11 protein-coding genes and 1 pseudogene are annotated in these 13098 nt (G+C 44.4%); 11 read left to right on the top strand and 1 reads right to left on the bottom strand.

The features are described from left to right. Nucleotides 1–111: 111 nt before the first annotated feature. A complete protein-coding gene (locus V1225_RS06430) occupies nt 112–1449 on the top strand; it encodes an MATE family efflux transporter (RefSeq protein ID WP_338547978.1) in 1338 nt (445 codons plus the stop codon). A 594-nt stretch (nt 1450–2043) separates the two neighbouring features. On the opposite strand, the gene gdhA is transcribed toward V1225_RS06430, so the two are convergent. Continuing rightward, on the bottom strand, nt 2044–3390 hold the full coding sequence (gdhA, locus tag V1225_RS06435; protein WP_160200719.1) for an NADP-specific glutamate dehydrogenase: 1347 nt from the start codon (nt 3388–3390) through the stop codon (nt 2044–2046). Nucleotides 3391–3918: 528 nt separating this feature from the next. Between gdhA and mgtE the strand changes: the two genes are divergently transcribed. The 10 genes and pseudogenes from mgtE to V1225_RS06485 all read left to right on the top strand — a co-directional run bounded on the left by mgtE (nt 3919) and on the right by V1225_RS06485 (nt 13092). Beyond that, the gene (gene mgtE / locus V1225_RS06440) at nt 3919–5319 is read left to right on the top strand and encodes a magnesium transporter (protein WP_160200718.1); all 1401 of its coding nucleotides are present in this window, start codon (nt 3919–3921) and stop codon (nt 5317–5319) included. Between the two features lie 19 nt (nt 5320–5338). Then, nucleotides 5339–6184 (top strand): NAD(P)H-hydrate dehydratase, encoded by an 846-nt coding sequence (locus V1225_RS06445; protein ID WP_338547980.1) that lies wholly within the window; start codon nt 5339–5341, stop codon nt 6182–6184. Nucleotides 6185–6202: 18 nt separating this feature from the next. Continuing rightward, a complete protein-coding gene (locus tag V1225_RS06450) occupies nt 6203–6559 on the top strand; it encodes a type II toxin-antitoxin system PemK/MazF family toxin (RefSeq protein ID WP_160200716.1) in 357 nt (118 codons plus the stop codon). A gap of 72 nt (nt 6560–6631) precedes the next feature. Beyond that, entirely contained in the window at nt 6632–7450 is an 819-nt protein-coding gene (locus tag V1225_RS06455; RefSeq protein WP_161908681.1) for a transketolase, read from the top strand. Next, a complete protein-coding gene (locus tag V1225_RS06460; RefSeq protein WP_338547983.1) occupies nt 7450–8379 on the top strand; it encodes a transketolase family protein in 930 nt (309 codons plus the stop codon). Before V1225_RS06455 ends, V1225_RS06460 begins: the two co-directional genes overlap by 1 nt. Before the next feature lie 212 nt (nt 8380–8591). Next, complete coding sequence (locus V1225_RS06465; protein ID WP_338547985.1) at nt 8592–9029, top strand: protease complex subunit PrcB family protein; 438 nt, start codon at nt 8592–8594, stop codon at nt 9027–9029. A gap of 113 nt (nt 9030–9142) precedes the next feature. Then, entirely contained in the window at nt 9143–9916 is a 774-nt protein-coding gene (locus V1225_RS06470; RefSeq protein WP_160200712.1) for a hypothetical protein, read from the top strand. Nucleotides 9917–10023: 107 nt separating this feature from the next. Further along, nucleotides 10024–10698: pseudogene (gene ftsE / locus V1225_RS06475) on the top strand (cell division ATP-binding protein FtsE); the annotation flags it as partial. A 412-nt stretch (nt 10699–11110) separates the two neighbouring features. After that, nucleotides 11111–12001, top strand: coding sequence for a permease-like cell division protein FtsX (ftsX, locus tag V1225_RS06480; protein ID WP_160200711.1), 891 nt, complete (start codon nt 11111–11113; stop codon nt 11999–12001). Between the two features lie 44 nt (nt 12002–12045). Next, nucleotides 12046–13092 carry a peptidoglycan DD-metalloendopeptidase family protein gene (locus tag V1225_RS06485; RefSeq protein WP_161908684.1) on the top strand — a complete coding sequence of 349 codons (1047 nt, stop codon included), beginning with the start codon at nt 12046–12048 and terminating at the stop codon, nt 13090–13092. Nucleotides 13093–13098 lie beyond the last annotated feature (6 nt).

The raw sequence follows: 13098 nt of genomic DNA on the forward strand, positions 1-13098 counted from the left end.
CAGCAGGAGGCTATGGGTTATACTGGTAATAGAATAAATAGAAAACGGGTGAGCACCTACCGTATGCAGGCTAGTCTTGTATACGGTTTTTTTGAGAGGAGGGCGAAAGTTTTGGAAGAAAGAATAACGAATGAAAAGGTTTTTATGATTCTGGTCAAATTCAGTTTGCCTTTAATTCTCAGTGGTATTTTGCAGCAGCTGTACAGCTGGGTAGATGCGTTCATCGTAGGGAATGTAGAAGGTGAAAATGCACTGGCTGCAATCGGCGCGACGGGTGTAATCATCGGATTTTTTGTCATGGTGATGACAGGTTTTACGGGTGGCCTTGGCATTTTATTTGCGAGAAAATATGGCGCAGCAGAAACGGACCGGCTTTCTGCTATTTTATCTACCTTTCTTTTTGCGGTCGGCGGGGTGTTTCTGGTTCTTTCCGTGGCGGGAGTAGCCCTGTCAGGAGCGATGCTCAGGCTTCTCAATACGCCTGCTGAAATTTTTGTGTTGTCAGAGCGGTATTTGCAGCTGAGTTTCATTGGCATTCCTTTTCTGGCAGTATATAATGTGTATTTTGCGGCACTTCGCGCAATTGGCGATAGCAAAGCACCTTTTTTTGCGATTCTGCTTTCTTCGGCGGTTAACTTCGTGCTGGATGTGCTTTTCGTGGCGGCAATGGGCTGGGGCGTTGTCGGAGCCGCGCTTGCGACAACGGTGGCACAAATCTTGATGACGATATTTATCATTTGCTATGCCGCAAAGAAACACTCAATGCTGCGTTTTTCTCTTTCTCGCGGAAGGACGCTTGTGGATAGAAAAATGCTGAGGGAAGGACTGCGACTTGGAATTCCACCGATGATTCAAAGCAGCGTCAATGCTCTTGGAAATATGGTTTTGCAGAATTTTATGAATGGTTTTGGCACGCAGACGGTGGCGGCAATTACGACAGCATACAGAGTGGATACGGTGGCGCTACTTCCGGTGGTACATATGGGGACTGCGATTTCGACGATGGCTGCTCAGTCTGACGGTGCAGGTGACAAAAAAAGAATTTTTCGCTTTTTTAAGGCGGGGACGGCTCTGGCGGCGGTTATCTCCGTGGTACTGACGCTGTTTGTTGTATTTATGGGGCAGTACCTGGTGTCCATGTTCGGCGTTGGTGAGGAAGCCGCGTTGATTGGCGGCAATTTCTTCCGCAGATTTGGCTGTTTCTATCCGATTTACGGACTTTGCATGGCATTTCGCGGCGCGCTGGAAGGTATTGGTGATGTGGCATATTCCAGTGTCATTGGTATTGTTGCGCTGATTTCACGTATTATCATGTCCTACACACTGGTCGGACTTTGGGATAATATGGTCATCGCTTATGCAGAAGGGTTGTCCTGGTGCGTTATGCTGGTGCTGTACTTTGTGCGGTTTGCGGTAAAGCGGAGAGATCTAGGTGTGCAGGGCAGGTAAATAAGGCGTGCGAGATGAGGAGAGGAGACTAGACTTTAACCTAAAACGGATTTTTGATAAAAAAGTGTATAAGCGGATGCCCAAATCTTAACCGAAAACTAGAAAATACTAAAAAAATGTATAAGAATGATGCGAGGGATTCTCTTTCATACTTACAAAGATGTCTGCTGAAGTGATTTTTAAGCAGAAAACTTGCTTTTTTTGCAAGGTTAATGGAGATTTACGAAGCATCTTGCAAAAAATGTAAGACATGCGAAGGGAGAAGCCGATGTATTTATACACTTTTTTAATAAAAACACAATTTGGGTTAAACTTATCCTACTGGAGTTAATCAAAAGAGGACTGCGAAATGCAGTCCTCAATTTTGTTTTTGGAATATTGTTTGCTCGGGCAGGAGCCATTATACGACTAAATCCTTGCCAATCGAACTTCGCACAGAGTGCTTGTTCTCTTGGGGATTAGCCGTAGAGTGCCACGCGCTGAAGTGCTGCACTCCTGACAGGGGACCTACCTGCAATTCGCTTTGCTCGTTGGGTTAGGTCTCCCAAAGCATAAGGTTTGCTTAACTGTTCGCTCTGCTCACAGAGCAAATCATTATACAATACCCTGAGCCATCATAGCTTCTGCAACCTTTTCGAAACCAGCGATGTTTGCGCCCTTGATCAGGTCATAGCCCAGACCGTATTTTTCACAAGCAGCAGCAGCGTTCTTGTGGATGTTAACCATGATAGTTTCAAGCTGTTCATAAACCTGAGCAGGGGAGAATACAGTGTGACCTGCGTTCTGTCCCATTTCGATGCAGGAGCAAGCTACGCCGCCAGCGTTTGCAGCCTTGGAAGGTCCAACGATTACGCCGTTTTCCTGCAGGTATTCGATTGCTTCGTTTGTGGTCGGCATGTTAGCACCTTCGCAGAGGAACTTACAGCCGTTAGCGACCATAGTCTTAGCATCTTCGATGCGGATTTCGTTCTGTGTTGCACAAGGGATGTACAGGTCAGCCTTAACTTCCCAAGGTTTCTTGCCAGCGTAGAAAGTAGCGCCAGGGAACTTGTCTGCATAAGGTGCGCAGATGTTCTTTCCGGAAGCTCTCAGTTCGAGTAAGTAGTCTTCTTTTTCACCTGGAGTTACGCCGTCTGGATCGTAGATGTATCCGTCTGGTCCGGAGATAGTGATAACTTTAGCACCCAGCTGGTTCAGCTTCTGTACTGTACCCCAAGTAACGTTACCGAAACCGGATACTGCAACGGTTTTGCCTGCCAGTTCTTCGCCGCAGTGTTTCAGCATTTCTCTTGCGAAGAATACGATACCGTAACCAGTAGCTTCAGTTCTTCCTGCAAGTCCGCCGTAAGCAAGACCTTTACCAGTCAGAACGCCTTCGTATCTGTTGCTCAGTCTCTTGTACTGTCCGAAGAGGTAACCGATTTCTCTTGCGCCAACGCCCATGTCACCAGCAGGAACGTCAGTGTGAGGTCCGATGTGTCTGTAAAGCTCAGTCATGAAGGACTGGCAGAATCTCATAACTTCAGCATCGGATTTTCCAGTAGGATCGAAGTCAGAACCACCTTTGCCGCCGCCGATAGGAAGACCGGTTAAGCTGTTTTTGAAGATCTGTTCAAATCCCAGGAACTTGATGATGCCAGGATATACGTTAGCAGCGAAACGCAGACCGCCTTTGTAAGGTCCGATTGCGCTGTTGAATTCATATCTGTAACCTCTGTTTACCTGAACTTTACCTTCGTCGTCAACCCAAGGAACTCTGAAGCTGATGCCTCTTTCTGGCTCGATCAATCTTTCGATCAGACCAGCTTCAACGTATTCAGGATGTGCTTCCAGAACAGGCTCGATGGAAGTTAATACTTCTTCTACAGTCTGAATAAATTCTGGTTCACCAGGGTTTCTTTTCTTAGCGATTTCAATATACTGATCAACTAATTTTCCCATTTTAATCTCCTCTTTTCTCTTATTAAACTTTAGAAATTAGTGTTACAAGATGTTATAATATGGTTCTTGTTTCTTCCAATATAACACTTTGACATTTTTTAGTCAACCCTTTCAGGGTGGAAAGGATTGGTTTTTTTAAAGAACAATCCTGACATGGAAATGACTGAAATTTCAACGATTTCAAGATGTGGTAAAAATTTACAAAATCATTTTGACGAATGCAGATTCTTATATGAAAGTTTGTCTGCCGGGTATGAGGGAATGTTATACAAAGTTTTTTTCTAAAAAGGTTGCAAGCACGAGCTATTTCGAGGTATAATTAACTGTTAAAGAATGTCTATACATATAATTATGAAGGGAAGTGAAGACATGGATAATGGGCCTACGTCCAAACGAAGTATCGACGCATTAACAAAAACAAAAGAATCCTTGGCTTCACTGGCCGGATAAAATCCTCGCACTAGCGGTATTTTTCTGGGTTCAGTAAGAACAGCCAGGGAAAATACAAGTGAAAGTGAGGAATGACAGATGGATAACAGAGTCATTATTGACGCAGATGTATTGTGGGAAGAATCCTTTGAAAAGATATTAGAACTCCTTGAAAACAAACGATATTTTCAGGCGAGAGATGAACTTCTCAAATTTAATGCAGTAGACATTGCCTACATGCTGGAAGATATCACGGAAGAAACCGATATTGATATGACAATCATCCTTTTCCGGCTGCTTCCAAAGGATGTTTCTGCAGAAGTCTTTTCAGAACTGTCTACTGATAATCAAGTAGAAATTGTAAATGTAATCACAGATAAGGAAATCGATTTTATTTTACAGGAACTGGACTTCGACGATAAGATCGATATTCTGGAGGAACTGCCCGCCAATATGGTGGACAGAATTTTAGAAAAAACACCGAAGAACGAGAGAAAGCTGATCAACACTTTTCTCAATTATCCGGATAACAGCGCCGGCAGTCTGATGACGCCGGACTATATCAGTCTGCGCAAGGAGTGGAATGTAGCGCAGGCGCTGGAACATATCAAAGAAGTAGGCATGGATGCAGAAACCATCTATACCTGCTATGTCAGAGACAACGGGCGAAAGCTGCTTGGCATTGTATCTTTAAGTACGCTGGTAATTTCCAGTGATGACACCAAGATTATGAACATTATGCGCACAGACTATGTGTATGAGAATGTATTTGATGACCAGGAAGACGTCTCTGAAGATTTTAAGAAATACGGATTTTTGGCATTGCCTGTTGTGGACAACGAGCACCGTCTCGTCGGAATTATTACTGTCGATGATATTCTGGATGTAATGGAAGAAGAGGCGACTGAAGATATCGAGAGAATGAACGGTGTCATTGACTTTGAGAATTCCGACAAGGGATATCTGGACAAGTCGGTCATGCAGCATGCCCTGAACCGGCTGCCATGGCTTGTAATCCTCATGGTTGCCTATGTGTTTACAGGCATGCTGATTACAGGCTTTGAAGGAAGGCTTTCTGAAATCATCTGCCTGGTGGCGTATATGCCGATGCTGATGGGAACTGGCGGAAACACAGGCTCTCAGGCGGCAACGCTGATTATCAGAGGTCTTGCCACCGATGAGGTGGATACTTCTGATGTGTTTAAGATTTTATGGAAAGAAGTGCGTATAGGAGCCCTTTTGGGAGCTGTTTTAAGTATCATTAATTTTGGACGAATTATCTGGCTTGACGGCAATGATTATAGTGTAGCATTGACAGTTTGCCTTGCGATGCTGTTCATTGTGATCTTTGCAAAGGTGCTTGGCAGCATGGTGCCGCTTCTTGTAAAAAAACTCAATCTGGACCCGGCGCTCATTGCAAATCCTGCCATTTCATCGGTTTCTGATATTGTGGCGCTGAGCATTTATTTTGTGATGGCAATGGTTATTTTAGGTTTATAAAGATAATGGGATTAAAAAAATGCAAATAACAGGTTTAACGGACAAAAATTTTGTCCATACTGTAATTAGAAGACGCCCCAAAGACGTACATAAAGGAAGCTGCGGCAAAGTACTGATTGTTGCAGGAAGCAGAGAAATGGCAGGCGCCGCCGTGTTCTCTTCCAAAGCAGCCCTCAAATGCGGCAGCGGTCTGGTTAACGTCTGTACGAGGAGAAAGATTTTTCCGGTTATACAAATTTCTGTACCGGAAAGCATCTGTCTTCCATGGGGAAAAGCAAAGAGGAACCTGGCAGGCTACGACGCCATTGCAGCAGGTCCGGGGATGGGAGTTGATAGAAGAACCAGAGAAATCCTGAAAAGGATATTAACCGAATACGCAGGTACGTTTATCATCGATGCTGATGGACTGAACACCATAGCAAAGGATGCAAAACTGCAGGTTTTGCTCAGAAGTACCAAAGCCAGGGTTATTCTGACCCCGCACATAGGGGAGGCGGGAAGGCTTCTTGGAAAGCAGATCAAAGGCTGTGCCAAGGAAGAAATCGGACAGGCTCTTTGGGAAAAATTTCACTGCGCTGTTATCGTAAAAGGTGCAGATACACTGGTGGCTCTTTCCGGCGGCGATGCATATATTAATACTACAGGTAATCCGGGCATGGCGACTGCCGGTGCAGGGGATGTTCTTACGGGAATCATCGTATCCCTGGCAGGGCAGGGTCTTTCTACAGACGATGCAGCCAGAGCAGGAGTATTTGTACACGGTATGGCGGGCGATATGGCCGCAGAAAAAATCGGTCAGCATGGTCTTACTGCCAGTGATATTGCAGATTACGTACCTTTTGCTTTAAAAGAAATTATCGATTAAGACAAGGAGTGTTGGACTTTGATAGTAAAAAAGGGAGACCTTTATTTTGCGGATCTAAGTCCCGTAGTCGGCTCCGAACAAGGGGGTATCAGACCAGTACTTGTAGTTCAAAATGACGTAGGAAATAAATTCAGCCCAACCATCATTGTGGCTGCCATTACATCGCAGACAAAGGCAAAATTGCCGACACATGTGGAACTTGCCGCCGCCGACGGCGGACTTAGCAAAAATTCAGTTGTGCTTTTAGAACAGCTTCGCACCATTGATAAGCGAAGACTGAAGGAGCATATCGGTACGCTCAGTGAGAAACAGCTGCCTACAGTAGATCAGGCACTGTCTGTGAGTCTGGGCATTACCGAGGCTAGAAATCACTGAAAAATAACAGCTTTGATTTACGCGAGAGCCGGGATTTCCGGCTCTCTATAAATAAATATAATGGAGGATAAGATGGACAAAAAACAATTGGAAACACTGGCGGCGAAAGTCAGAATTGACGTAGTCCGCGCAATACATAGTGCGGCTTCCGGCCATCCCGGAGGCTCCCTTTCAGCGGCTGATATCGTGACAGCGCTGTATTTTAACGAAATGAACATAGACCCGGAGAACCCCAAAAAGGAGGACCGGGATAAATTTATTTTATCCAAGGGACATGCAGGCCCTGTGCAGTATGCAGCTTTGGCAGAACGCGGATACTATCCGGTTTCTGATATGATGCGCCTGCGTAAGCTAGGAAGCAATTTTCAGGGACATCCAAATATGCACAAAGTGCCGGGCATTGAAATGTCTACTGGATCTTTGGGCCAGGGCATCTCTGTCAGTGTCGGCATGGCGCTGGCAAATAAAATGGACGGAAATCCGGGCAGAATCTACACCCTTTTAGGAGATGGAGAACTACAGGAAGGTCTGGTCTGGGAAGCAGCCATGTCTGCAGCACATTATAAGCTTGACAACATGGTGGCTATCGTAGACTTTAACGGTCTGCAAATCGACGGAAAGAACGACGATGTTATGACCGTAAAGCCAATCGACGAAAAATTTGCGGCCTTTGGCTGGAATGTAATTGTCATTGACGGACATGACTTTGATGAAATACTGGATGCTTTTGCAAAGGCGAGAGCCTGCAAGGAAAAACCGACTGTAATTATCGCAAAGACCCATAAGGGAAAAGGCGTTTCCTTTATGGAAGACAATCCAGGCTGGCATGGCAAAGCCCCAAGTGATGAAGAAGCAAAGCTTGCAGTAGAGGAACTGGGAGGTGAATGGTAATGGCAGATAAGATGGCAACAAGAGCGGCTTACGGAAAAGCTTTGGTAGAAATGGGGGCAGAAAATCCGAATCTGGTTGTAATGGATGCGGATTTGTCTAAGTCTACTATGACCGCTGAATTTAGCAAAACTTATCCAGATCGGTTCTTTAATATGGGAATTGCAGAGCAGAATCTTTATGGAACGGCTGCTGGTCTTGCACTATCGGGAAAAGTGGTCTGTGCGTCTACTTTCGCAATGTTTGCAGCAGGCAGAGCCTTTGAGATTATCAGAAATTCCATCGGTTACACCGGCGCAAATGTAAAAATTTGTGCAACCCACGCTGGGATTACTGTAGGAGAAGACGGCGCAAGCCATCAGACTTTTGAGGACCTGGCGCTGATGCGAACTATTCCGGGCATGACGGTAGTGAATCCGTCCGATGGTGTCAGCGCAAGAATGCTGCTAAAGCAAGCAGTCGGCTTTGAGGGACCTTGTTATGTAAGACTGGGAAGAGCGGCGGTTCCTGTGTTCTACGATGAAACGGCGGAAATCAAACTGGGAAAGGGTAATGTCCTTCGTCCGGGCAGAAACGTGACCGTCATCGCCACAGGCATTATGGTTGCAGAGGCTATGGAAGCAGCTTCTCAGCTGGCTGAAGAGGGTGTCGATGTGCGCGTGATTGACATGCACACCATCAAACCGCTAGATGTAGATTTAGTCGTGGAAGCTGCAAAGGAAACAGGTAAAATCGTAACGGCTGAAGAACACTCCGTCATCGGCGGTCTTGGCAGTGCGGTGGCAGAAGTGCTCTGCACAAAGCAGCCTGCGAAGATGATTATGGTCGGTCAGCAGGATACATACGGAGAATCCGGAAAACCTGATGAACTGAAAGAAAAATATGGTATGACAGCAGATGCTATTGTAGCAGCTGTCAGAGAGATTTATTAGAAATATAGATGCCAGCGTTAGCAGAAAATGATTAACGCTGGCATTTTTGTGTCGGTGATGCGTTAGGTTCATAAGTGTTGTGCAAGGAGCCTTTGCTTTCAGCCGTTTTCCAAAGCTTTAGGTGCGCTATAACGGAGTTATTGCAGTAAATTTGCATATTTTTAGGGGCTGTCTCATACAGTGCTAATAGAGCAGAGAAAGGAGATGGCCTTATGAAAAAGGAGATAATTGCCATTGCGGCAGCGGCGATTTTGCTGATTGGACTCATAGTGGCATTTGGACTAAAATCCGGAGAGACTAGCGTAAAATTTGAAAAGGTTTCGGAGAAAGTCATGCCTAGAGAACTGGAAGCGGACATTTTGCCGGAATATAGGGATTTAGAACGAGCGCTTGCTTGCAAAGTAGGTGGTGAAATCTACATCATCGTAACAAGAGGGGAAAAGCCGACGGCGGGCTACGAGGCGGAAATTGATAAGCTTACCTTGGAAAACAAGGAGGATAAGAGCAATTTAGTCGTTTATGCAACCTTTGCGGATCCGGCAGAACCTGAGAATATGGCACAAATTAGCTGTTATCCTATTGCAGTGGTAAAGACGGATTTAAAGGGACTGCCAGATACTATTGAGCTTAGAGCAGAGTATGCAAAATAGAGGGCTCCTTCCTTGCACAAGGGAATTTTGTAATTAAATTACAAAATTCCCTTGATTTTACTTTTTGTTGGATGTATACTGTAGTTACGATTTGAAGAGTAAAGAGGAAAATTATGCTGGAGAGAACTTTTATTAGAATGCAGGACAGTAAAGAGAATGACGAGTGGAAGAATCCGCAGCAACTGAATATCGGAGTGACTGGACTTGGTCAGAGTGTTGGAACAACCTTTGTTGCAACTTCTCTGGCCTTTTATTTTGTTGGTATGGGGAATAGTGTGACATTTACACAATGTTTGACACCCAGCAGATGCAATAGTCTTCTTTATGATGCGACAGCTATGGATCAGCGCTTTAGCAACAGGCAGTTTCACGATGTTTATAGGCTGATTTTGGAGAATAAACCAGCGAGGGGAAAGAAAAATATGGAGAAAGGAATTAACTGGATTTTGCCGACACCTTGGATTTTGGAGCAGGGGAAAGACCTTGACGGCGTCCAGCAGGCCAGACTAATTCAAAGTGCAAAGGGGGAAATCTGTATCTTTGATTTTGCGGCGGAACAGTCATGGGACAGTCATCTGCCGGACATGGACAAGCTGATTATCGTAGCTGATCCTATGCCATCGAAGCTGATTCGCCATAAAGAACGGTTCCAGCGTCTAAAGACCATAGAACTTTCTGGCATTGCTGCTGACTGGGTTGTGAACAGGAGTAACAGTGGAGTTAGCCGCAGACAGATTGCTGCATATTTAAAAAATCGAAAGTTGCTGTGGATACCCCAGTTTGCCCCAGAATTGTTTTATGCTGACGAATTTGCATGCCGCTTTTCATGGGAAAATAAAGAAATAAAAAGTAAACTTTTGGACATTTTCACAAAATTTTCACAGTAATCGACAGAATATGTCCTATTTTGCCTTTAAAAACGGGTCGAAATATAGTATAATTTAGATGTGTGTGTAAAACACAAAATACAAAATTTAAAACGAAAGGGATCACTATGATAACATTCGACAATGTGACGAAAACATATAATACGAACATTGGTCTTGAGAATGCAAGTATCCATATTAATAAGGGAGATTTCGTTTTCCTTGTAGGACCCAGCGGTGCAGGGAAGTCTACATTTATCAAATTAATCCTGAAGGAAATCGACGCTGATTCCGGAAGTATTGTGGTTGACGGGCAGGAGGTTACGACTTTGAGCAACCGTGAAATTCCGGGTCTTAGAAGAAAAATTGGCATCGTATTTCAGGATTTCAGGCTATTGCCTAAGAAGACTGTATATGAAAACGTAGCATTCGCTATGGAAATCTTACATAGACCAAAGAGACAGATTAGAAAGAAAGTGCCACAGGTTTTGAGCCTTGTGGGTATTAGTGATAAGGCGGATAAGTATCCTGATGAGCTTTCTGCAGGAGAGCAGCAGCGTGTTGCTATTGCAAGAGCAATCATCAATAATCCGACTGTGCTCATTGCAGATGAACCGACCGGAAATCTGGACCCGGACACTGCAGCAGAAATTATGGATTTATTAAATCAGATTAATATTACGGGAACGACCATCGTTATGGTAACGCATGCCAAGGATATCGTAGACCGTATGCAAAAGCGTGTTGTAGCGATTGAAGGTGGGCATATTGTTAGGGACGAATTCGGACAGTACGGCTTTGAAGAAGAGTCACAGGGCTTTGCAGAAGAAATTTTCGAAGAAAAATCCTACGGTTATGAGCCCGCGGATTATGAGTTTGAGCCTTTTGATTACAAATCTACTGCAGCATGTCGACAGGCATATGAATACAAGGTGGAAGAAACGGAGCCGCTGCTTGTTGCTGAACCCGAAATTGAGATTTTTGAAGAAGCTTCTGTAGAAGAACACTCTGAACCAGAGGCTGCTGAGCCGGAAGTTTCTGAAATGGAGTCTCTGACTTTGGAAGAATTTGCTGTCAGTGAGGACAACTGTGCTTTGCCAGACTTGGCAGATGACAGCGAAAAATTTAAGACGATGCGGTTTAAGACCACTGAATATGGAAAGCTTGAAAACAATCAAGAAGCCGAATCTTTGGCAGAAGAGGAGGGCGACAGCGATGAGTCAGATTCTTTATAATATCAAACAGGCTTTTGTGCAGATTGGCAGAAACAAGGCGATGAGTCTTGCATCGGTATTTGCCATTACGGCGATGATGCTGATTTTGGGGTTGTTCTTTGTGATTACAGTTAATATTAATCTTTTTACTGAAATGGTAAAATCTGATTATGATCAAGTAGAGATTTTCCTACTGGATGAGACAACTACCGAAGAAGCGCAGGATATCATGGATAAAATCGAGGGACGCAAGGGTGTTGAGAAGGTGGAATACAGAACCAAAGAAGATGCTCTGAACATTATGAAATCCCGCTGGGGAGAGAGCAGCTACCTTTTGGATTCACTGGGCAATAACCCGCTTCCGAATTCCGTACTGATTACAGTAGATACTTTGGAGAGCGCAGGAGCGGTTACTGATTATGCGGCAAGTCTTGATGGCGTAGAGGATGTGAAATATTATCAGGAAACCGTTGAAAAACTTACAAAGGTAACTGGATTTTTGCAGATAGCTGCTTTGATTATCATGGCATTTTTAGTAGTAGTTTCCATTGTAGTTGTGTCCAACACCATTAAGCTTACTGTCTTTGCAAGGTCCAGAGAAATTTCTATCATGAAATATGTCGGTGCGACCAACTGGTTTATTAGAGGACCGTTTCTTGCGGAAGGCATTATCATCGGCATTCTGGCTTCCATGGTTTCGGCGGGAATCACTTTCGGCATTTACAGCAAGATCGTGGATTTAATTGGTACACAGGTGATGACTATATTATCGTCCCCGCTGGTGCCTGCAGGATACCTTGCAGTGAATTTGATTTGTATCTTTTTGGCGATGGGTATCAGTATCGGCGCATGGGGCAGCATCATCTCTATGAGAAGATTTTTGGATACATAAACTTCGATGCAAAAAAGAATTGAATCAATATGAGGAGATAAGATATGAAAAAGAAAAGTTTAATCTGCTTTTTAATATTTGTGCTTGTCGCAGTCTTTAGCACTTATGGTCTCAGTTATGCGGACACAAAGGCGGATAAGCAGGAAGAGTTGAATGAGATTAAAGAGCAGACAAAAGAAGTCAAAGACGATATGCAGGAGCTGGTTTCCAAAATTGAGGATCAGCAGGCAGAAATTAACAAAATTCAAGTTTCCATTGAGAAAAAGGAAGCTGAGCTTGAAAAAGCGGAGGCTGAAATTGCAAAGACCATCAAAGAGATAAAAGCAAGGGAAGACGGTCTTAACAAACGTCTTAGAACTATGTACAAAAATGGTTCTGTAGGCTATCTGGATGTGCTTCTTGGTTCCAGCAGTATTTCTGAGTTCATATCCAATCTGGAGATGATTCAGAAAATCTATAAAAATGACCAGAATATCCTTGTGACTTTGGAAGACCAGCAGAAAGAGCTGGAAGAAAAACAGAATGTCCTTGAGCGTGAGCAAAAGGAACTTGGCGAGAAAAAAAGCGAAGCTCAGGAGAAGCGAGATTCTCTGAAAGAGGACCAGACTGCACTGCAGGAAAAGCTAGACGAGCTTAATTCGGAAGCCGAGCGAATCGGTGATGAAATTGCAAATATGCAGGATCAGAATAAAGTCTACGAGGGCGGCAAATTTATGTGGCCGACCAATTCCACTTACATTACGTCACCGTTTGGTTTCCGTATTCACCCTGTGACAGGCTATTATACTGGACATACGGGTGTGGATATCGGCGCCAGCTATGGTTCACCTGTCTATGCAGCGGCTGATGGAACCGTTATCGTGGCAAGCAATTCTTACGGCGGATATGGCGTAGCAGTAGTAATTGACCACGGAAGCGGAATCAGTACTCTGTACGGTCATAACGACCACGTGGAGGTTAGCGTAGGACAGCATGTCAAACGGGGGCAGATTATTGCATACTCCGGAAACAGTGGTGTGTCCACTGGACCTCATCTGCACTTTGAAGTCAGAATCAACGGCTCTTATGTGGATCCGATGTCATATTTTTAAATAAAG

It is taken from the genome of Emergencia sp. JLR.KK010 (genome assembly GCF_037018265.1).
Lineage (GTDB): Bacteria > Bacillota > Clostridia > Peptostreptococcales > Anaerovoracaceae > Senimuribacter > Senimuribacter intestinalis.

Bases quoted from the DNA above. Each gene is read 5' to 3' on its own strand.
- V1225_RS06445 (WP_338547980.1), top strand. From the start codon at position 5,339: ATGCAAATAACAGGTTTAACGGACAAAAATTTTGTCCATACTGTAATT.
- V1225_RS06470 (WP_160200712.1), top strand. From the start codon at position 9,143: ATGCTGGAGAGAACTTTTATTAGAATGCAGGACAGTAAAGAGAATGAC.
- V1225_RS06460 (WP_338547983.1), top strand. From the start codon at position 7,450: ATGGCAGATAAGATGGCAACAAGAGCGGCTTACGGAAAAGCTTTGGTA.
- ftsX (WP_160200711.1), top strand. From the start codon at position 11,111: ATGAGTCAGATTCTTTATAATATCAAACAGGCTTTTGTGCAGATTGGC.
- gdhA (WP_160200719.1), bottom strand. From the start codon at position 3,390: ATGGGAAAATTAGTTGATCAGTATATTGAAATCGCTAAGAAAAGAAAC.
- V1225_RS06485 (WP_161908684.1), top strand. From the start codon at position 12,046: ATGAAAAAGAAAAGTTTAATCTGCTTTTTAATATTTGTGCTTGTCGCA.
- V1225_RS06455 (WP_161908681.1), top strand. From the start codon at position 6,632: ATGGACAAAAAACAATTGGAAACACTGGCGGCGAAAGTCAGAATTGAC.
- mgtE (WP_160200718.1), top strand. From the start codon at position 3,919: ATGGATAACAGAGTCATTATTGACGCAGATGTATTGTGGGAAGAATCC.
- V1225_RS06465 (WP_338547985.1), top strand. From the start codon at position 8,592: ATGAAAAAGGAGATAATTGCCATTGCGGCAGCGGCGATTTTGCTGATT.